The sequence below is a fragment of the Uliginosibacterium sangjuense genome (assembly GCF_059132465.1).
Genome location: NZ_CP101132.1, coordinates 2427038 through 2446969, shown reverse-complemented (window position 1 = coordinate 2446969; position 19932 = coordinate 2427038). Strand labels below are relative to the sequence as shown.

Annotated in this window: 11 protein-coding genes; 6 read left to right on the top strand and 5 right to left on the bottom strand. The window is 66.9% G+C overall.

Translation table 11 applies throughout. From position 1 onward, the window contains the following. Window positions 1-34: 34 nt before the first annotated feature. From NMB43_RS11325 to ppdK, 5 genes are all read right to left on the bottom strand, one after another. Window positions 35-4309 (bottom strand): PAS domain S-box protein, encoded by a 4275-nt coding sequence (locus NMB43_RS11325; RefSeq protein WP_494348267.1) that lies wholly within the window; start codon window positions 4307-4309, stop codon window positions 35-37. After that, complete coding sequence (locus NMB43_RS11320; RefSeq protein ID WP_494348266.1) at window positions 4306-6462, bottom strand: PAS domain-containing protein; 2157 nt, start codon at window positions 6460-6462, stop codon at window positions 4306-4308. The genes NMB43_RS11325 and NMB43_RS11320 overlap by 4 nt, the downstream gene beginning before the upstream one ends. Before the next feature lies 1 nt (window position 6463). Further along, entirely contained in the window at window positions 6464-7540 is a 1077-nt protein-coding gene (locus NMB43_RS11315; protein WP_494348265.1) for an HD-GYP domain-containing protein, read from the bottom strand. 360 nt (window positions 7541-7900) lie between these two features. Beyond that, window positions 7901-9442, bottom strand: a complete 1542-nt coding sequence (locus NMB43_RS11310) for a YiiX/YebB-like N1pC/P60 family cysteine hydrolase (RefSeq protein ID WP_494348264.1) — start codon at window positions 9440-9442, stop codon at window positions 7901-7903. A 132-nt stretch (window positions 9443-9574) separates the two neighbouring features. Next, entirely contained in the window at window positions 9575-12367 is a 2793-nt protein-coding gene (gene ppdK, locus NMB43_RS11305; protein WP_494348263.1) for a pyruvate, phosphate dikinase, read from the bottom strand. Between the two features lie 862 nt (window positions 12368-13229). Between ppdK and NMB43_RS11300 the strand changes: the two genes are divergently transcribed. The 6 genes from NMB43_RS11300 (at window position 13230) to NMB43_RS11275 (ending at window position 19808) form a co-directional block, all read left to right on the top strand. Then, window positions 13230-14342, top strand: a complete 1113-nt coding sequence (locus NMB43_RS11300) for a BMP family ABC transporter substrate-binding protein (RefSeq protein ID WP_494348262.1) — start codon at window positions 13230-13232, stop codon at window positions 14340-14342. 68 nt (window positions 14343-14410) lie between these two features. Continuing rightward, window positions 14411-15526 (top strand): ABC transporter permease, encoded by a 1116-nt coding sequence (locus NMB43_RS11295; RefSeq protein ID WP_494348261.1) that lies wholly within the window; start codon window positions 14411-14413, stop codon window positions 15524-15526. Next, window positions 15523-16458, top strand: coding sequence for an ABC transporter permease (locus NMB43_RS11290; protein ID WP_494348260.1), 936 nt, complete (start codon window positions 15523-15525; stop codon window positions 16456-16458). Before NMB43_RS11295 ends, NMB43_RS11290 begins: the two co-directional genes overlap by 4 nt. A gap of 6 nt (window positions 16459-16464) precedes the next feature. Continuing rightward, window positions 16465-17154, top strand: a complete 690-nt coding sequence (gene biuH / locus NMB43_RS11285) for a biuret amidohydrolase (protein ID WP_494348259.1) — start codon at window positions 16465-16467, stop codon at window positions 17152-17154. Window positions 17155-17313: 159 nt separating this feature from the next. Next, window positions 17314-18873, top strand: coding sequence for an ABC transporter ATP-binding protein (locus NMB43_RS11280; RefSeq protein ID WP_494348258.1), 1560 nt, complete (start codon window positions 17314-17316; stop codon window positions 18871-18873). 263 nt (window positions 18874-19136) lie between these two features. Beyond that, a complete protein-coding gene (locus NMB43_RS11275; protein ID WP_494348257.1) occupies window positions 19137-19808 on the top strand; it encodes a cysteine hydrolase family protein in 672 nt (223 codons plus the stop codon). Window positions 19809-19932: the final 124 nt, after the last annotated feature.

The following is a 19932-nucleotide window of genomic DNA, read 5'->3' as shown; positions in this document are numbered from 1 at the left end:
CCGAACACAGCCGGCGGAGCGGCTGGCGCCCCGCCTAGGCTTGCTCCAGCAGTGCCTGCGCTGCATCGAACTCGAACGCCTCCAGGCGCGCGAGCATGGGCGGATAGCGCTTGCCCAGCGCACCACGCAGAAGGTCCGCATGGGTATGGCACAGCGCCTGGGCGCGCACGTCGCTGTCGGCCAGCAGGCTTCTGAGTTCGGTCAGCACCGCTTCCACGGTGGCGGTGGGGGCTGGGGGCGTGGCGGCGGCGTGGTCCAGCAGGTCGAGAATCGGCTGCAGGCGCCCGGCGAGCGCTTCCACCTTGTCGTGCAGCGCAGTGTGGTCGATGGCCGCGCGACCAGGATCGAGCTGGTTCTCCAGTTCGCGTGCCGCCTCGGCCAGTCCCAGCGCGCCGAAGGTGCCGCCCAGTCCCTTGAGCGTGTGGGCGATGCGGTGGGGTTCCGTGAGATCGCCCTGCGCCACCCCCTTCCTGATCCGGTCCAGATCACTGCTGTGCGCGCTGGCAAAGCGTCGCATCAGGTCGACGAAGCGCGCCTGCTTGCCCTTGAAGAGCTGCAGTCCGCGTGCGACGTCGAAGTCGGGGATCTGCGCCAGGCTCTGCAGTACGGCGTGGTGATCATCGATGGGGACGACGGTCGTCGTCGGGCGTGAAGTGAGGTCGTTCGCCGCGGCGCGAGGCAGCCAGCGCAGAAGGGCCGCTTGCAGGGCAGCAGGATCGACCGGTTTGGGCACGAAGTCGTTCATGCCAGCGGCCAGGCAGGCGGCACGATCATCCGAGAAGGCATTGGCCGTCATCGCGATGATGGGCAGGCGTTGCCGACCCGGGAGGGCGCGGATGGCCTGGGTGGCCTCCAGACCATCCATCTCGGGCATCTGCATGTCCATCAGCACAAGGTCGTAGGCGTGCTCGTGGACCAGCGCCACCGCCTCGCGGCCGTTCTGCGCGGTGCTCACCTTGAGGCCCAGGGCTTGCAGCATCTCCACCGCGACTTCGCGGTTGAGCTCGCTGTCCTCCACCAACAGCACCGGGTTGCCCGCCCATTGCCTGGTGGAGGGGGCAGGGCACGCGGCTGCCTGCGCGCCACTGCCGCTGTCGCGATCGCTGGCGCGTGCGAGGCGGGCGGTGAACCAGAATGTGCTGCCCTGGCCGGGCACGCTGCTCACGCCAGCCTCACCGTCCATCATGCCCGCCAGGCGCCGGGTGATGGCCAGCCCGAGACCGGTGCCGCCGTACTTGCGCTTGGTCGAGGCGTCGGCCTGCTCGAAGGCCTGGAACAGCCGCCGCTGAGTCGCCTCGTCGATGCCCACGCCGGTGTCCTGGACCTCGAAGCGCAAGCGGACATGATCTGTCTGCTCGCCGATCACGCACACACGTAGCGTGATGCCGCCGCGCTCGGTGAACTTCACCGCATTGCCCGCGTAGTTCAGCAGCGCCTGGCGGACCCGGGTGACGTCGCCACGTACGCGGGCGGGGACGCCGGTGGCGTCGAGCGTGACGTAGAGCCCGCGGGCGCGCGCGGACTCGAAGATCATCGAGCGCACGTTGTCGAGCAGGGCGGGGACCGAGAAGTCGTCCTCTTCGAGTTGCAGCCGGCCCGCTTCGATCTTGGACAGGTCCAGGATGTCGTTGATGATGGCCAGCAGGTGATGCGCGGCGCCGTCGATCTTGCCCAGGCGGTCGGCGGCGGTCGCGTCGCGGGCTTCGCTGCGCAGGAGATAGGTGAGGCCCAGGATCGCGTTCATCGGGGTGCGAATCTCGTGGCTCATGTTGGCGAGGAAGGCGCTCTTCGCCTGGCTGGCCGCTTCGGCCGCCACGCGTGCCTGGTCCAGCTCTGCGGTACGGGTGGCAACCAGTTCCTCCAGGTGGTGACGGTAGGCGTCCAGCTCCTGGCCCATGCGCTTTTTTTCCGTGATGTCTTCCTGCACGGCGACGTAATGTGTGATCGAACCGTCTGGCTGTCGCAGCGGGGTGATGACGGCGAACTGCACGACCGCTTGGCCGGCCTTGTGGCGGTTGATGAGTTCGCCCTTCCAGCTCTGCCCTTTGACCAGGGTCTCCCAAATCTGGGCGTAGGTCTCGGCCGAGGTGAGACCGGATTTGAGGAAGCTCGGGTTGCGCCCCATCGCCTCGTCGGGCGCGTAGCCGGTGGTGCGCGTGAAGGCGTCGTTCACATACTCGATGCGCCCCTGCAGGTCGGTGATCAGCACGCACTCTGGGCTTTGTTCGACGGCCAGGGCGAGCTTGTGGAGCTGGGTTTCCACCGTGAGTTGCTGGGTCACGTCCTGCACCGTGCCAGTGGAGCGCAAGGGTTGCCCGTCGGAGGCGTAGCGCGTCTCGCATTGTTCGTGCAGGTACTTGATGCGCCCGTCGCGCATGCAGATGCGGTGTACCAGGTTGTAGTTCTCGTGTGCCTTGATCGACGCGCTGTAGGCGTCCGCCACGCGCTGGCGGTCCTCGGGATGGACCATGGCCAGAAAGGCCTCGTAGGAGGCGGGGACCTGTTCGCTAGCCAGCTCGAAGATGCGGAAGGTCTCGTCGGACCACCACAGCTCGTTGCTCACCAGGTCCAGCTCCCAACTGCCGATGTGGGCGACGCGTTGTGCTTCGGACAGGCGGGCCTCGCTCTGGCGCAACGATTCTGCGGCGTGGACGCGGGCCGTGATGTCTTCGCTCATGATCATGATGCCGCCGATGTCGCCGTTGGCGCCGTACCACGGACGGACCTCCCATTTGAGCCACTGCACCACGCCGCCGGGGCGCTCGAAGCGGTCTTCGTCGGCGCACACGACCTCGCCAGCGAGGGCGCGGCGGTGGACCTGTTTCCAGGCCGCGCTGACTTCAGGGAACACATCGTAGTGGCAGAGGCGGATGACCCCGGACTCGTCGAGTCCGAAGTCCTTCAGCCAGCGATGGCTGGCCGCCAGGTAGCGCATGTCGCGGTCGAACATCGCCAGTGCCGCGGGGGCATGCTCGACGAACAACTGCAGGCGGGTTTCGCTTTCGCGCAGGGCTGCAGCGGTGCTTTCCGCGCGGCGCCGCGCCGCGACCGCGTCTTCCATGAGGTTGAGCGCGGCCAGGCGGGCCTGCCGCTGTTCTTCCAGCATGCTGCTCTGCACCTCGCGCAGGCGGCGTTCGGCCACGGCACGTTCGGTGATGTCCAGCATCATGCCGTGCACGCCGACAATGCTGCCCGCCGCGTCGCGCAAGGGCTGGCCCGAGACGATCACGCTACGCTGGCTGCCATCGGCAGCGCTGATCTCGGCATCGGTCCAGTACGGTTCGCCACGCGTGAGCGCCGTGTCGATCAACTGTGACAGGCGCGCCCAGCTCTTGGGCAGGAAGTAAGCCGCCAAGAGCTTGAACTCCAGCGGTGGGGAGCCCGGTGGCGTGCCGAAGATGTGGTGCATCTCTTCGCTCCATTCGGCACTGTCGTCGCGCAGGTTGCGGCTCCAGAAGCCGAGTCGGGCCATGCGCCGGGCGTCCTGCAGCATGCTGTTGGAGCGCAGCAGGGCGGCTTCCGCCTCCTTGCGCGCCTGGATGTCCTCGACCACCGAGACGAAGTAGTCGGGCTGCCCGTCGGCGGTCCACAGCAGGGACACGCTCAGGCGGGCCCAGATGACGCTGCCATCCTTGCGGCGATAGCGCTTCTCCAGCGTGTAGGACTCCATCTCGCCGGCGAGCATGCGCCGTACCAATTGCAGGTCGGTCTCCAGATCGTCGGGATAGGTGATGTCCTGGAAACTGCGCTGTAGCAGCTCGGCGCGTGTGTAGCCCAGGATGCTGCACATCTTCCGATTCACGCGCAGCCAGCGCCCATCCGGTGCCACCTCGGCCATGCCGACCGCAGCCAACTCGAAGGTGGCCTCGAAATGCGATTGGAATAGTTGCCCTGCCGCGCTGGCGGCATGGGCCCGTTCGCGCTCGTCGGCCGCCAGCCGGCGAGCGCGATGGAGCCCGCCGGCCAGGCAACTGATCATGCCGCCGGTGACGAGCAGCAAGCCCCACTGGAGCTGATCGTAGCCGGCTGCCTGCAGGGGCCGGCCGAGCGGGGGAATCAGGAACAGCGCGCTCAGCAGCCCGCCGCCGACGGTGGCGAGCAGGCCCGGGCCGGGGCCATGCAGCAGGGAGACGAGGGCGATCGGGAGCAGGAACAGGAGCAGTAGCGGTCGTTCGCTGAGTGAGGCGGGCAGGGATGGATGCAGGCTCCGCACCAGCCACAGGGCCAGCGCCGGCAGCACGATGGCCAGGCTGTAGGCCAGGGCGGCGCGCGCCGGACGCAGCGAGGCGGGCGGTGGCAGCGCGCTCACGCAGGCGCCCCCGGGTAAGTGGTGAAGGCGAGGTCGTAGGGCTCGGGGCGGCCCAAGGCACGCGTCAGTGCGTTGATCGTGCGCTTGAGTTCCAGCATGTCGAGCTCGCGCCCGATGACCACTCGGTTGAAGCGCTCCAGCTCGGCGTTGCGTGCTTGTAGCTCGGCCGTCTTGGCCAGCAGGTCTTCCTCGGCCTGCTTCTGCTCGGTGATGTCGGACAGGGTGCCGATCATGCGCAAGGGGCGACCATCCTCTGCGCGTTCGACAACCTTGCCCTTGGAGCTGACCCAGCGGTGGTCGCCGTGCTTGGTGCGCATGCGGAAGCTGACCACGCAGGCGGGTGTTTCGCCGCGCAGGTGCGCATCCTGCTCGGCGGTGAAGGCCGGCCAGTCCTCCGGGTGGACCAGGCTGCGGAAGAAGGCAAGGTCCGGTGTGACTTCTTCGGGGGTGTAGCCGGTGATGGCGTAGTAGCGGGGGGAGAGAATGGAGAGCCCTGCCTCGATATCCCAGTCCCACAGGCCTTCGTTGGCGGCCTCGAAGGCATAGCGCAGGCGCTCCTCGCTGGCCCGCAGGCGCGCCTCGCTGGCCTGGCGCTGGCTGATGTCGCGCGATACGCCGCACAGCCCGATGACCGTGCCGCTCGCATCGCGCAAGGGCGTCTTGAGCGACAAGAGGGTATGCGGGCCGTCGGCGCTGGGCAGGATTTCCTCCAGGGCTTCGCTCACCCCGCTGTTCATGATGCGTTGGTTGGCGGCGATCAACGGCGCAGCGATCTCGTGCGGGAAGATCGCGCTTTCGTCCTGGCCGAGCACCTGCTCGGCGGGTTTGCCGGTCATCCGCTCGGCGGCCCGGTTGAACAGGGTGAAGCGGCCGTCGCGGTCCATCGCATAAATGCAGTCTTCCGAATGCGCCACCACGGTCTCCAGCAGGGCCAGGGCCTGCAGGCGCTCGTCCTGGGCTTGCTGCGTGCTGGCGGCGATCTGCAGTTGTTCGCGCTGGCGTTGCATCACGAACCAGGCGGTCAGGACGCCCAGCGCGAACACGCCGCTGAGTACGATCCACACGCTCTGGCGCAGTGCGCTGGCCATGATGTCGTCGCGGTCCTCCTTGGCCACTACGTACCAGTCCGAGTCGGGGACCGCCGTGGCGACCCCGAGCACCTCGTGTCCCTGGTAGTCGCGCCCACGCAGAGGTGAGCCGGGCCGCGCGCGGCCGCTGAGGATCTGGCTGGCGAGCAGGTCCGGGGTGTCCAGCGACAGGCGCAGGCTGACCGCACGTGCAGCGGCGTGGCGCAGATCGTTGAGGAACTCCACCTCCTGGCCCTCGCCGCGGAACAACAGCAACTCTCCGCTCTCGCCGAGGGTGGGCCAGGCCGACAGCAAGTTGAACAGGCGTTGCCGTGCCCGCGCATGCAGGACGACGAGGCCTGGCGGGCGGGCCAGCTCCAGGCGCACCACCAGGTCCAGCCAGGGCGTGCCATCGGCGGTCCGGTGGGGGCCGTGCAGGCCGATGGCCGGGTTGACCGGTGCCGGTGCGCCCTCCGATTGCCACAGTACGCGGCCTTGCGGGTCGAGCAGGCTGACGGCGTCGAATCCCCCCACCCGGGCCAGTTGCAGCAGGCGGGGATGCAGTTGCTCGGCGGCTTCGTGATTGCCGGCGCTGGCTTTCTGGTACCAGTCGGCCAGCAGGCTGCTGGAGCGGATGATCTGGGGCGAGCCCTGGGTGCGCTCGCGTAGCCAGTCGCCGATCTGCGCGGCCTTCAGCTCGGCGACGGCGCCGAGTCGGGCATAGGCGGTGTCTCGCTGGTGCCGGATGTTCAGTGCTACGGCGCCCGCTGTTGTCGCCACGATGAGCAGGGCCAGGATGAGGTGGGGGGGCACGAGGATGTCGTGCAGGCGCACGCGGGGCACCGCGGCCTGGGCGTCGTGCTGGCGCCGCAGCAGCAGGAACAGCAACAGCGAAGTGACCAGCACGAAGCCCCAGCCCTTGAGTGCACTGGCCAGGGCGAGCTGCTCCGGGTTGGGGAACAGCGCCAGCAGGAGACGGTCGGACGCGAGAATCCACAGGCCGGCGACCCCCGCGTAGCCCAAGGCAATGGAGTGCGGGCTGGGACGTGCGCGGGGCCGGGGTGGCAGTGGGCTCGGGGCGGACATCTCAGTCGTCCCGGTGATGCCGGGCTATGGTCACGATGCTTTCGTACTGTTCCACGAAGGCGTCCACGACGTCCGGGTCGAAGTGCGTGCCGCGCCCCCCCTCGATGATGCGGCGTGCCTCGTCGAAGGGTAGGGCCGGCTTGTAGACACGGCGCGAGATGAGCGCGTCGAACACGTCGGCCAGGGCCATCAGACGCGCGGAGACCGGAATCGCATCACCTGCCAGACCTTGCGGATAACCGCTGCCGTCCCACTTCTCGTGGTGCCCGCCGGCGATCTCCTTGGCCACGGCGAGGAAGGCCACTGGCTGCTCGACGTCGCGTTCGGCCATCTCGATGGCCTCGACACCCAGCCAGGCGTGCGTCTTCATGATCTCCCACTCGGCCGGCTCGAGTTTGCCGGGTTTGCGCAGGATGGCGTCGGGGATGCCGACCTTGCCGATGTCGTGCAGGGGAGCGGAGCGGGTGAGCAGGTCAATATAGGCGGTATTCAGCGTGTGCAGGAAACGCGGATGCGTGCGCAGCTTCATGGCCAGCGCACGCACATAGGCCTGGGTGCGCAGGATGTGATTGCCGGTTTCCTCGTCGCGGGTTTCGGCCAGGTGCGCGAGGGCACGGATGCTGACCAGTTCGGCCAGGTCCTGGTCGCGCATGCGCCGCGCGACTTCTTCTTCCAGCCAGGCGTTCTGGTCGGCCAGGCGGTCGCGTGCCTGCTTGAGTTCCAGTTGGGTGTGCACCCGTGCCAGCAGTAAAGGGGCAATGATGGGCTTGGCGATGTAATCTGCCGCGCCGGCTTCCAGCCCCTGCAGCTCGTCCTGCACCTGGTCGCGCGCGGTCACGAAGATGACCGGGATGTCGCGTGTGGCGGGGGTGCTGCGCAAATGCGCGAAGACCTCATGACCATCCATGCCGGGCATCTCCACGTCCAGCAGCACGAGATCGGGGCGCGGTTCGCTGTCCGCGATGGCAAGCGCCTTGGGCCCCGAGGTGGCCGCGCGCACGCGGTACTGGGGCTGCAGCAGTGCCGACAGTACGCCGAGGTTTTCCGGCGCATCGTCGACGATCAGAATGGTCTGCACGGTGGCTAGGGCTGCATCCATTGGGGCCCAGGGGCTTAGTCGCTCGGTTCGAGTCAATCCATGCAGGATTTACGTCAGCGAAGTCCGTCGGCTTGACGCCCGTAACCATTCCGCTGAATTCGGTCGCATCCCGGGCCGGGCCTTGCCACGCGGGGGTTGTGCGCCAGATGTGCCGTGTGGATTGATGTTACCTGCCCGAAGGTCTGGTAGTGCCCGGTCCGCATGGCCGGGCGCATGGCCGTGGACCCAGGGCGCGGTCGACTGCAAGGTGTTCGTGCGCAAGGGGCTGTTGCTGGGCACGGGTGGCGCGATGAAGCGCTTCGACGGCTCTACCGCGGGCAAGCAGTCGGCGGCCGTCGCTTAGTGCGAGACCAGGCGTACCGGCGGTTCGCCGATCAGGTTTGCCAGCATCTCCTGCAGGCCCTGGTCGACGCGTCGTCCGTCGCGGTACAGCACTACCGGCGCCAGCAATGAGGGCTGGCGCACTGCCACCTGGGCCACGTTGTCCGGGCTGATGGTGTAGCGCCCCAGGGTGCGCGCCAGTGGCCAGGGCACGTCTGGAAACACCACGTAGGCCAGCTCCGAGCACACGATGCGCTGGTCGGTGTAGGCGTCGAAGTTGAAGTCGTACTCCTTGCCGAGCTGCGCCAGCGCGGTGTGGACAGCCTGGCGCAGGTAGGCCGGGTCGGCCGGGCGCTGGTCGCGCAGCACCAGCAGATCGTCGATGTTGAGGAAGTGTTGCAGCGTGCTCAGGGTGACGCCGCCGCGCAGGGCTTCCACGATGCGGTGCCCCTCGCGGATGCGCTGTTGCAGCTCGGGCGCGATGTCGTCCCACGCGCCGATGGCGCGCAACTCCTCCTCGCTGCCCAGCCAGATGGCGACATGGCCATAGTGACCGGGGATGAGCTTGTCGGTGAGGCGGAAGGGTGTCTTCTCCAGCAGGATGTCCAGCGGCTTCAACTCGGCGGCGAGCCGTGCCTGCTCCGTGGACGACAACAGGGTCAGCCGGCCGCGCCGCGTCTGCACCAGGCCCACCACGTTGCCGAAGCCCATGCTGACGCCATGGCTCACCATCTGCTGCAGGTGGCGCCCGCGCAGGTGGATGTCGCCCCCCAGGTAGAGCAGGGTGCCGGCCAGGTCCATGATGCCGGCCTTGCGGATTTCTCCGTACCAGAGCGTGCTTTGCGTCAGGCCGTAGAGGTGGGCTTCCACTTCGTCCGGCTGGCGGCGCCGGTCGCGCAACCAGCCCATGTAGCCGTCGACGAAGCGTGTGGCGTGGGCCAGGCGGGCCTTCGTTTCCGGCGAGTAGTAGCGGCTGGCGAGCTGGCGCAGCGTGTTGGAGGAACTCACGTCGTAGGTGAGCAGGTAGCGCATGCTCGGGTTGTCGGCATACGGTTCCACCGCGATGCGGTAGCTGTCCATCAGCATCATGCCGGTGACCAGCCCGCGCTGGATCTGCCGCAGCAGGCGGCGCCCCTCGGCATCGTCCGGGTTCAGTGTCAGGCGGCGCGACTCGCTGTCGGCGTATTGAGCCAGGCGGATGGGCAGGCGCACGTTGGTGGGGCGGGTGTCGTCGAGGCGCAGCAGGTCCGGAAAGTGGAACAGCGGGGCCACCGCGTCGGCTTCCGGCAACAACTCGGCGCGGGCCTGCAGGTAGTCGGCGCCGATGCTGCGCAAGGTGTTGCCCTGGGCGCGCGTCAGCTTGGGCGTGTCGGGCCGCAGGATCCCGCTCTCCTCGGCGAAGCGGTAGGCACGCGCGCGCACCTCGATCAGGCGGTTGATGCGCTGCGTGAATTCGGAATCGCTGAGCGCTTCTCCGCTCGCCGCCGGTGGCTGGGCCGGCGCGGGCAGGGCCGATGCAAGACAGGCGAGCAGACACAGGCGCTGGAGGATTTTCGGCATGAGGAGTACCCGATCGGAATCCGCCGAATCTTAACGAATGTGCAGTGAGATGCCGATGGGCAGGAACAAGCCGCCGCCGGGAGGGCGGCGGTCTGGGCGGGAAAGAGCCGGCTCATTCCCGCCCCGCCGGACTTACAGCAGGACTCCCGGGTCGTACTCGGCCTCGCGCAGCTTGGCCTGCGCCGCCGCGAGGCGCGCGATGGGCACGCGCGGCGCGGAGCAGGACACGTAGTCCAGCCCGATGTGGTGGCAGAAGCGCACCGAATCAGGCTGGCCGCCCTGTTCGCCGCAGATGCCGATCTTCAGATCCGGCCTCGTCTCGCGGCCCCACTTGACGGCCATCTCCATGAGGCGGCCGACGCCTTTCACGTCGAGCACCTCGAAGGGGTTGTCCTTGAGGATCACGGCCTCCTGGTACAGCGGCAGGAACTTGTTCTCGGCGTCTTCGCGCGAGAAGGAGAAGGTGGCCTGGGTGAGGTCGTTGGTGCCGAAGGAGAAGAACTCGGCGACCTTGGCGATGTGGCTGGCGCGCATGACGGCGCGCACCACCTCGATCATGCTGCCGAAGGCGATGTGGGGGCGGATGCCGGTCTTGCGCTCCACGATGTCCAGCTCGGCATCGAGCATGTCGCGTACGCGCTTGAGCTCCTCGGCGGTGCACACCTGCGGCACCATGATCTCGGCGCGCACCTTGATGCCGTCCTTGATGCACTGGGCGGCCGCCTCGACGATGGCGCGCAACTGCATGGTGTAGATCTCGGGATCGGTGAGGCCCAGGCGCACGCCACGGTGGCCCAGCATCGGGTTCACCTCGGACAGCGCGCGTACCTTGCGCAGCATGGTCTCGCGCTTCTCGATGAGTTCGTCGAAGCGGTGGTTCTGCTGGTACTCGGCGAGATTGCTGGTGAGGTGGTCCAGGCTCTCCACGTACTGCGTATGCAATTGCGGGTCGAGCAGCTTGAGCGTGTCCGGCAGCTCGTACATGTTGCGTACCGCGCGCTTGAGGCCGCGCAGGTGCTCGATCTCGAACTCCAGTTGCGAGGCGGTGGGCAGGAACTCGTGGATCGGCGGGTCGAGCAGGCGCACCGTGACCGGCAGCCCGTCCATGGCCTTGTAGATGCCGATGAAGTCGCTGCGCTGGAAGGGCAGCAGCTTGTCCAGCGCCTCCTGCCGTGCCTTCGGTGTTTCGGCCAGGATCATCTCCTGCATGATGGGCAGGCGGTCCACGTCGTTGAACATGCGCTCGGTACGGCACAGGCCCACGCCCACTGCGCCAAAACTACGTGCTCGTGCAGCATCGCGCGGGGTGTCGGCGTTGGCGTGCACTTTCAGTGTGGCAATCTCGTCGGCCCACTTGAGCAGGGTGCCCAGCTCCTCGAAGAATTCGGCCTCCACCGTCGGAATGCGGCCGGCATAGACCTTGCCGCTGGTGCCGTCGATGGTGATGACATCGCCTTCCGAGAAGCTCATCACGCCGACGCGGGCGCGCTTGGCGTGCACGTCGATCTGGATCGCGTCGCAGCCCGACACGCAGGGCTTGCCCATGCCGCGTGCGACCACCGCCGCGTGCGAGGTCTTGCCGCCACGCGAAGTGAGAATGCCCTGTGCGGCGAAGAAGCCGTGGATGTCTTCCGGCTTGGTCTCTTCACGTACCAGGATGACCTTCTCGCCGGCTTTGCCCTTGGCTTCCGCCGTGTCGGCATCGAATACCACCTTGCCGGAGGCCGCGCCGGGCGAGGCGGGCAGGCCCACGCATAACGCCTCGGCCTTGGTGCTCGGGGCCAGCGTGGGCACCATCAGTTGTTCCAGCATCGCGGGATTCACGCGCAGCAGGGCTTGCTCCTTGCTGATCAGGCCTTCGCGGAACATCTCCACCGAGGTGACCACCATGGCGCGCGCGTTCATCTTGCCGTTGCGCGTCTGCAGGCAATACAGCTTGCCGTGCTCGATGGTGAACTCGAAGTCCTGCACTTCCTTGTAGTGCCGTTCCAGGCGCTCGCGCAGCTCGGCGAGCTGGCGGTAGATCTCGGGCATGTCGAGCTGCATCAAGGCCAGGGGCTTGGGCGTGCGGATGCCGGCCACCACGTCTTCGCCCTGGGCGTTGACGAGGTATTCACCGTAGATTGCGTTCTCACCATTGGCCGGGTTCCGGGTGAAACCCACGCCGGTGCCGGAGTCGTTGCCCATGTTGCCGAACACCATGGTGCACACATTGACCGCGGTGCCGTTCGCCATCTCTTTCGTGATCTTGAATTGGCGGCGGTAGTCGATGGCGCGCTTGCCCATCCAGCTCTTGAACACCGCGCAGATGGCGTATTCGAGCTGGGCATACGGGTCCAGCGGGAAGGGCTGGCCGGTGTGTTGCTCGACGATCTTGAGATAGACGTTGGCGAGTTCTTCCAAGGCGGTGGCAGAGAGGTCCACGTCCTGCTCGGCGCGGTTCTTCTTCTTGATCATGTCCATCGCACGATCGAACTGCTCGTCCGGAATGCCCTGGGCGATCTTGCCGAAGAGCTGGATGAAGCGACGCCAGGCATCGAAGCCGAAGCGCGGGTTGCGTGTGTTGTCGATCAGGCCGCGCAGGGTGCTCGGGTTCAGGCCGAGGTTGAGGATGGTGTCCATCATGCCGGGCATGGACATGGCCGAGCCTGAGCGCACCGAGACGAGAAGGGGGCGGGTGGTGGAGCCGAAGCCCTTGCCGGTCTTCTCCTCCAGCGCCTTGATGTTCGCCAGCACCTCGTCCATGAGACCGTCGGGCAGGCGATTGTTGTCCAGGTAGGCCAGGCAGGCCTCGGTGGTGAGGGTGAAGCCGGGCGGAACGTTGAGCCCGATCTGCGTCATCTCGGCCAGGTTCGCACCCTTGCCGCCGAGCAGCATCTTGTTCTTGCCGTCCCCCTCCTCGAATGGATACACATAGTGGACCATGCTTGTTCTCCTCCAGTGAAAGAGCTGAACAGGCCCCGGCAGACGGACAGACTCCCCGCCTGCGCAGCGGAGCCATCGCTTCACTCTAGGAAGGCCATGCGCGCCACACGGCGGCAACACGCAATGATCTGCGTTGCATCAAGCATCAGATACAGGACACGGGTTTGCCCGGCTTGGCACGCGGCCTGTTTCGGCGGCTGTCATTTCCTGCGCGTCCCCAGCTTACGCACCTGCACGTCATTCCTGCAAAGGTAGGAGTCCAGCGTCTTTCTCGGGGGCATCGGCCAAGAGCGAAATGCAAAGCCGCTGGGTTCCTGCCTTTGCAGGAACGACGGTGCTAGGGACGAGGGGACCAGTGACGAATGGGCTGGCCAGGGGCGATGAGGCCGGGCGCACCCACGCTCCCCTCGCCCCAGCGGGGAGAGGGGTGGGGGAGAGGGGGAGACTGACCGACTCGCGCACACGCCGTCATTCCTGCGAAGGCAGGAATCCAGTGTCTTTCTCGGAGCCCAGAGCCAAGGGGAGATGCAAAGCCGCTGGGTCCCTGCCCCCGATCAGGTCGAGGGCAGGCTCTTCGCAGGGACGACGAAGCGGGTCATTTGTGTTGCCGGCGCGGCCAGATCAGGCGGCGCTGTTCACCTCTTTCACCGCTGGCCGGACTTGGTGCGGCGTGCCCTGATTGGGTGCGTCGCGCGTCGCTGCGCTAGCGGGCGGATATCGCGGTAATCCGCGCAAATTCCCATGAATACGTGGTCCGTTTCGTTCGGCAGGGCGTGGCACATGCTTTGCTTCTTCTTGTATGCAAGATCGTGCACAAGGTTTTCAGGCGCGTTCAGACATCCAATCGAGAGGGGTAATACACATGGCCGGACAGCACTTCGATCGTCGCAATTTCCTCAAGCTCGCCGCCGCATCGGGCGCCACCCTGGCCTTGCCGGAGTTTGCCCTCGCGCAGGGCAAGCCACTGACCGTGGGCTTCATCTACGTCGGCCCGCGTGACGACTTTGGCTACAACCAGGCGCATGCGCAGGCGGCGGCGGTGATCAAGAAGCTGCCAGGCGTGAAGGTGCTGGAAGAGGAGAAGGTGGCCGAGACCGTGGCCGTGCAGAAGAGCATGGAAGCCATGATCGAGCAGGACGGCGCGCAACTGATCTTCGCCACCTCCTTCGGCTACTTCGACCCGCATGTGCTGAAGGTGGCGGCGAAGTATCCCAAGGTCTTCTTCGCGCATTGCGGCGGGCTATGGACCGAAGGCAAGCACCCCAAGAACGTGGGCAGCTTCTTTGGCTACATCGACGAGTGCGAATATCTCAGCGGCATGATCGCCGCCTCGGTCTCCAAGACCAAGAAGGCCGGCTTCGTGGCGGCCAAGCCGATCCCGCAGGTGCTGCGCAACATCAACGCCTTCACCCTCGGCGCGCAGTCGGTCGATCCGAGCTTCACCACGCGGGTGATCTTCACCGGCGACTGGTCGATGCCGGTCAAGGAAGCCGAGGCTGCCAACAGCCTGATCGACCAGGGCTGCGACGTGCTGACCTGCCATGTGGATGGCCCCAAGGTGGTGGTCGAGACGGCCGAGAAGCGTGGCGTGTTCACCACCGGCTATCACGCCAGCCAGGCCGCACTGGCGCCCAAGGGCTACCTGACCGGTGCCGAGTGGGACTGGACCACCCCCTACAAGACCCTGACCGAAGCGGTGAAGGCCGGCAAGGCGCCGGCCAACTTCCTGCGCGGCGGCCTCAAGGAGGGCTTCGTGAAGACCTCCGCCTACGGCCCGGCCGTGCCGGACAAGGCCAAGAAGGCAGCCGACGACATCAAGGCCAAGATGGTCAAGGGCGACTTCGTGATCTTCAAGGGCCCGATCAAGGACAACAAGGGCGGCTCCGTCATCGCGGCCGGCACCTCGCATCCGCAGCAGGACGGCGTGCTGGAAGGCATGAACTACCTGGTGGCGGGGGTGGTGGGCAGCATCTGATAACCGGCGAAGCCGCACGAAGCTCCCCTCTCCCGTTCTCGGGAGAGGGCAACTGAACGGGACGTCGCATGCACAGCACCATCGAACGCCTCTGCATCACTCTCGGTGCCATCCTCGTGGCGCTGGCGCTGTTTGCACTCTTCGTGGCCATCGCCGGTTACCCACCCAGCGAGGTCTTCTCGCTGATCTACAAGGGCGGCTTCGGCAGCAGCTTTTCCTGGAACAACACCTTGCAACGCGCCGCACCGCTGATTCTCACGGGATTGGCCGTGGCCCTGCCGGCGCGCGCGGGTCTGGTCATCATCGGCGGCGAGGGGGCGATGGTGCTGGGCGGACTGGCGGCCGCCATCGTCGGCGTGTGGGGGCCACAGGCCCCCACATTGCTGGCGCAGTGCGCAATGCTGCTGGCTGGCATGCTGGTGGGAGGAGCCTGGATCGGCCTGTGCGGCTGGATGCGCCATGCGCGCGGCATCAACGAGACCATCTCCAGCCTGCTGCTGGCCTACATTGGCATCGCGCTGCTCAACCACTTCGTCGAAGGGGCGCTGAAGGACCCCGCCAGCCTCAACAAACCGTCCACTCCGCCGATTGCGGCCGCCAACATGCTGGGCCTGACGCCCGGCTTCGATGTGCACATGGGCCTGCTGATCGGTGTGGTGGTCGCCGTGCTGGCCTGGTTCGTCATCAGCTTCACCACCACCGGCTTCTCGCTCAAGGTGGTGGGTGGTAACCCGCGCGCGGCGCAACTGGCGGGCCTGCGCGTCGGCATCTGGATCATTGCGGCCTGCGCCGCCGGCGGTGCCTGCGCGGGCCTGGCGGGCGCCATCGAGGTGGCGGCCGTGCATGGCGCGGCGAACGCTTCGCTGATTTCGGGTTACGGCCACGCCGGCATCCTGATCGCCTTCATGGCGCGGCAGAACCCGCTGGCGGTGATCCCGGTGGCGGTGCTGATCGGCGGCATCGGCGCGGCCGGCGGCATGCTGCAGCGCCGCCTCGACATGCCGGATGCCACCGTGCTGGTGCTGCAGGGCCTGGCCTTCGTCGCCATCCTGGCCAGCGAGGCGACCGTGGGCGCCGCCTGGCGGCGCATCGCGCAACGCCTGTTCGGCATCGAGCCGGTGGACCCGGCGAAGCGCCCAGCGCTGTCCGTGCCCGTCATCTCTTCGGCGAGGGCCACATCATGAACGAGGCTGCGCAAACCCTGGGCTGGTGGGGCGTGCCGCTGGCCGTGCTGGCCGGGGCGATCCGCGTGTCCACCCCCTTCATGCTGGTCAGCCTGGGCGAATGCATCACCGAGAAATCGGGGCGCATCAACCTCGGCCTGGAAGGCATCCTCATCATGGGCGCGATGTCTGCCTATGCGGCTTCGCTGAGCACCGGTTCGCCGTGGTTGGGCCTGATGGCAGCGGCCATCGTCGGTGCCGCCTTCGGTTTGCTGCATGCCATGCTGTGCAGCCTCAAGCGCGTCAATGACATCGCCATTGGCATCGCGCTGATGCTGCTCGGCACCGGGCTCGCCTTCTTCCTCGGCAAGCCTTACATCCAGCCCAAGGCGCCCAACCTGCCCAGCATCCCGCTGGGCTGGTGGAGCGATTCGCCGGCGGTGCGCGCGGCGCTGGACATCAACCCCTTGTTCCCGGCCGGCATCCTGCTTGCCATCTTCCTGCACTGGGCCTTTGCCAACACGGGTTGGGGCCTGCGCCTGCGCATCGTGGGCGACTCGGCCGATGCGGCGCGTGCGCTGGGTTATCGCATCCTGCCCACGCGCATCCTCGCCACCATGCTGGGCGGCATGCTGGCTGGTCTGGGCGGGGCTTTCCTGTCGCTGTATTACCCCGGTAGCTGGAATGAATCGCTGTCCAGTGGGCAAGGCATCATCGCCGTGGCCTTGGTCATCTTCGCGCGCTGGCAGCCCATGCGCTGCGTGTGGGCGGCGCTGATCTTCGGTGGCGCCGGCGCGCTGGGCCCGGCCCTGCAGGCGGCCGGCGTGACCACGGGTTACCACCTCTTCAACGCGGCACCCTACGTGCTGACCCTGCTGATTCTCATCGTGAGCTGTTCGCCCACGCGCAGCCTGCAAGGCGCGCCGGGCGAGCTGTCGCTGACCCGGAGCTGATGACGCATGAACACAGTCAACGCCACGCCCTACGCCTGGCCCTTCGACGGCGCACTGCGCCCGGACAATACCGCGCTGGTCATCATCGACATGCAGACGGATTTCTGCGGCGTCGGCGGCTATGTGGACCGCATGGGTTACGACATCTCGCTGACGCGGGCGCCGATCGGCCCCATCGGCCGCCTGCTGGCCACGATGCGCGCCAAGGCTTATCCGATCATCCACACGCGCGAAGGCCATCGCCCTGATCTCTCCGACCTGCCGGCCAACAAGCTGTGGCGCTCGCGCCAGATCGGCAGCAACGGCATCGGCATCGGCGATCCCGGCCCCTGCGGTCGCATCCTGGTGCGTGGCGAGCCGGGCTGGGAAATCATCCCCGAGCTGGCGCCGCTGCCCGGCGAAGTCATCATCGACAAACCCGGCAAGGGCAGCTTCTGCGCTACCGACCTGGAGCTGGTGCTGCGCTCGCGTGGCATCCGCAACCTGATCCTGACCGGCATCACCACCGATGTGTGCGTGCACACCACGATGCGCGAAGCCAACGACCGTGGCTTCGAGTGCCTGTTGGTCGAGGACGGTTGCGCTGCCACCGACGCCGGCAACCATGCTGCCGCGATCAAGATGGTGCACATGCAGGGCGGCGTGTTCGGCGCGACCGCGATGGCGGATACGGTGATTGAGGGGCTGCCGGGGTGAGGCTGCGGGACATGCGTAGGGCGGAACTCCGAAGGAGGTTCCGCCGGCCGCCGCGAGGCGGCTTCGTACCTTCGTTCACCGCCCGGTGGCGGAACCTCCTTCGGAGTTCCGCCCTACGTACGGCCTTCGCAGGAATGACGGTGCAAAGGGGTGAGTGCCATGCAGAACATTGAATCCATCCAGACCAAGTCCGGTGCGATGGCGCTGGAAGTGCTGGGCATGAGCAAGCGCTTTGGCAGCCTGGCGGCGCTGGATGATGTGTCGCTGACGATTCCGGCCGGTGGCTTCCATGCGCTGCTGGGCGAGAACGGCGCCGGCAAGAGCACGCTGGTGAAGTGCCTGGTCGGCTTCTACCGCCAGGATGCCGGCAGCATTTCCGTTGATCGCCGCGAGATGGACATTCCTAGCCCGGTGGTCGCCTCGCAGTTGGGTATCGGCATGGTCTACCAGCACTTCACGCTGGTGCCGTCGATGACCGTGGCGGAGAACCTCGTCGCGGCGCGCGGGCATTTGCCCGGCCTCATCGACTGGAAGCAGGAGCGCCGCACGCTGAGCGAATTCATGGATTCCGTGCCCTTCCGCATTCCGCTCGACAAACCGGCCAGCACGCTGGCAGCGGGTGAGAAGCAGAAGGTGGAGATCCTCAAGCAGCTCTACCTCAAGCGCCGATTCCTGATCCTCGACGAGCCGACCTCAGTCCTGACCCCGGACGAGGCCGACGAGGTGCTGGGCCTGGTCAAGCAGCTCACGCTGCAGAAGCAACTGACGGCCCTGATCATCACGCACAAGTTCCGCGAGGTGACGGCTTATGCCGACGCGGTGACCGTGCTGCGGCGCGGCCGCTGGATCGGCAGTGGCTCGGTGGCCGAGCTGTCGGTCGAGCAGATGGCCGAGATGATGGTGGGCAACAAGGTCGAGACCGAGCGCAAGCGTGCCAACCGCAAGCCGACGCCGGAGGGCGCGGCACGCCTGGTGCTGCAGGATGTCGGTGCGCTCGGCGACAACGGCCTGCCGGCGGTGCGCGGCGTGAACCTGGCGATCCGTCCGGGCGAGATCCTGGGCATCGCAGGCGTGTCCGGCAACGGGCAGCGCGAGCTCGCCGAACTGCTCAACGGCCAGCGCAGGCTCAGCAGCGGCAGTATCCGCGTGGGCGACGAAGTCTTCGCCGGCTCGCGCGCCGAACGTGCGGCGAAGCACGTCTACAGCCTGCCGGAAGAGCCGCTGCGCAATGCCTGCGTGGCGCCGCTGTCGGTGGCCGAGAACATGGCCTTGCGCAACTATGACCAGGCGCCGCTGGCGCGCTTTGGGCTGCTCAATCGCACCGCGCTGAAAGCGCAGGCGAAGCGTTTCGTGGAGAGCTTTCGCGTCAAGACCGAGGGCGTGGATGCCCCGATCGCCTCGCTGTCGGGCGGCAATGTGCAGCGCGCCGTGCTGGCGCGCGAGCTGTCGTGGCCGGTGGATGTGCTGATCGTCGCCAACCCGGTATTCGGGCTGGACTTCGGCGCGGTCGCCGAGACGCATGCGCGCATCATGGCGGCGCGCGATGCCGGTGCGGCCGTGCTGCTGATCTCCGAAGACCTCGACGAACTACTGGAACTGGCCGACCGCATCGCCGTCATGAGCGAAGGCCAGCTCGTCTTCGACGCGCCGGCCGAGGGCGTCGACGTGCGCACCCTGGGGCGCTACATGGGTGGGCATCACCACGAGGCGGCGGCGTGAGCGCGCTGCTGTTGCAATACGTAGGATGGGTGGAGCGCAGCGATACCCATCTCGATGTACGCACCCGGCATGGGTATCGGCCTACGGCCTCCACCCATCCTACCGGTCAGGACGAGGCACGCTCCATTCCGTCGTCCCTGCGAAGGCAGGGACCCAGTGACAGTGCCTTTCCGGCACTCTCGCAAAGCAGGTCGAAAGACACTGGATTCCTGCCTTCGCAGGAATGACGGTGCCCAGGTGAAAAACAGGAGTAGCCAAGCAACATGCTGACCGTCCAAGCCCGTCCCTTCGATTACCGCTTCGATCCCGCCCACACCGCGTTGGTGATGATCGACATGCAGCGCGACTTCATCCTGCCCGGTGGATTCGGCGAGACCCTGGGCAACGATGTGTCGCAGCTTGCTGCCTGCGTGCCGGCCGCGCAGGGCTTGCTGAGCTGGGCGCGGGCGCTGGGCATGCGCATCGTGCACACCAAGGAAGCGCATGCGCCGGACCTCTCCGACTGCCCGCCGGCCAAGCGCAATCGCGGCGCACCCAGCCTGCGCATTGGCGATGTCGGTCCGATGGGACGCATCCTGATCGACGGCGAGATCGGCAGCGACTTCATCCCGGAATGCGCGCCGCTGTCGGGTGAGACGGTGCTGGTGAAGCCGGGCAAGGGGGCCTTCTGCCGCACCGGCCTGGAAGAGATGCTGGACGACTGGGGCATTACCCATCTGATCGTGGCCGGCGTGACCACCGAGGTCTGCGTGCAGACGACCCTGCGCGAAGCCAATGATCGCGGCTACGACTGCCTGCTGGTGACGGATGCGACGGCCAGCTATTTCCCCAGCTTCAAGCAGGCAGCCATCGAGATGATCGTGGCGCAGGGCGGCATCGTCGGCTGGGCCGCGCCGTTGGCGGCTTTGCAAGCCAGTCGTGCGAGTTGTGCGTGATGCCGACTATATGAAACGGCGTATGCCTGGCATTCCGTGATGCTTGTATGACAGTCAGCCCCTGCTTGACCGGAGTCAAGCGCATAACCCTCATGCTTGGCGAGACTCGACGCTTTGTCGCTGA